Annotated in this window: 9 tRNA genes and 1 rRNA gene; all 10 read left to right on the forward strand. The window is 49.7% G+C overall.

Annotated elements, in window-relative coordinates:
- Nucleotides 1-86, forward strand: a 5S ribosomal RNA gene (rrf, locus tag NCCP133_RS21760); the annotation flags it as partial.
- A 10-nt stretch (nucleotides 87-96) separates the two neighbouring features.
- Nucleotides 97-172 (forward strand) — tRNA-Val (locus NCCP133_RS21765).
- A gap of 8 nt (nucleotides 173-180) precedes the next feature.
- Nucleotides 181-256 (forward strand) — tRNA-Thr (locus NCCP133_RS21770).
- A 167-nt stretch (nucleotides 257-423) separates the two neighbouring features.
- Nucleotides 424-499: transfer RNA gene (locus NCCP133_RS21775), tRNA-Lys, on the forward strand.
- 15 nt (nucleotides 500-514) lie between these two features.
- Nucleotides 515-599: transfer RNA gene (locus NCCP133_RS21780), tRNA-Leu, on the forward strand.
- Between the two features lie 6 nt (nucleotides 600-605).
- Nucleotides 606-680 (forward strand) — tRNA-Gly (locus NCCP133_RS21785).
- A 7-nt stretch (nucleotides 681-687) separates the two neighbouring features.
- Nucleotides 688-776: transfer RNA gene (locus NCCP133_RS21790), tRNA-Leu, on the forward strand.
- A 14-nt stretch (nucleotides 777-790) separates the two neighbouring features.
- Nucleotides 791-867 (forward strand) — tRNA-Arg (locus NCCP133_RS21795).
- Nucleotides 868-872: 5 nt separating this feature from the next.
- Nucleotides 873-949, forward strand: a tRNA-Pro gene (locus tag NCCP133_RS21800).
- Between the two features lie 8 nt (nucleotides 950-957).
- A tRNA-Ala gene (locus tag NCCP133_RS21805) sits at nucleotides 958-1,033 on the forward strand.
- Nucleotides 1,034-1,188 lie beyond the last annotated feature (155 nt).

Raw genomic sequence — 1,188 nt, forward strand, 5'->3', positions numbered from 1 at the left:
TTCCCATACCGAACACGGAAGTTAAGCTTCTCAGCGCCGATGGTAGTTGGGGGCTGTCCCCCTGTGAGAGTAGGACGCTGCCGGGCGTATTATTATGGAGGATTAGCTCAGCTGGGAGAGCATCTGCCTTACAAGCAGAGGGTCGGCGGTTCGATCCCGTCATCCTCCACCATATAATTTGCCGGTGTAGCTCAATTGGTAGAGCAACTGACTTGTAATCAGTAGGTTGGGGGTTCAAGTCCTCTTGCCGGCACCACTTCAACGAGCCATTAGCTCAGATTAGCTCAGTCGGTAGAGGATTTTAAAATTTGCAGCATCGAAGGGGTTCATCCACGAATAGCAAACTTTTAAAATCTGCGACAAAGAACGCAGGGCTTTGAAGCACCGCTACAAACAAGATTTAGGAAGTTAATATCAAAGCATGAGCCATTAGCTCAGTCGGTAGAGCATCTGACTTTTAATCAGAGGGTCGAAGGTTCGAGTCCTTCATGGCTCACCATTTTAATTTCATATTGCGGGTGTGGCGGAATTGGCAGACGCACCAGACTTAGGATCTGGCGCCGCAAGGCGTGGGGGTTCGACTCCCTTCACCCGCACCATTTTAAGCGGAAGTAGTTCAGTGGTAGAACATCACCTTGCCAAGGTGGGGGTCGCGGGTTCGAATCCCGTCTTCCGCTCCATTTTTATGCCGGGGTGGCGGAACTGGCAGACGCACAGGACTTAAAATCCTGCGGTAGGTGACTACCGTACCGGTTCGATTCCGGTCCTCGGCACCATTTAGTTTCATAATGCGCCCGTAGCTCAATTGGATAGAGCGTTTGACTACGGATCAAAAGGTTAGGGGTTCGACTCCTCTCGGGCGCGCCATATTACGGGGAGTAGCTCAGCTTGGTAGAGCACTTGGTTTGGGACCAAGGGGTCGCAGGTTCGAATCCTGTCTTCCCGACCATTTCAATTGGGGCCTTAGCTCAGCTGGGAGAGCGCCTGCTTTGCACGCAGGAGGTCAGCGGTTCGATCCCGCTAGGCTCCACCAAATAACTTTTTTAAAAAAAAGTTATTGACTCAGGTGTTAAAACCTGATAAGATAATAAAGTCGCTTCTGAGCGGCAGATTGATCTTTGAAAACTGAACGAACAAAAACGTCAACGTTAATTCTTTAGTCTTTTTTGAAAAGACAAACCGAGCTTA

Origin of the sequence: Cytobacillus sp. NCCP-133 (genome assembly GCF_026011715.1) — a bacterium.
GTDB lineage: Bacteria > Bacillota > Bacilli > Bacillales > Cytobacillaceae > Cytobacillus.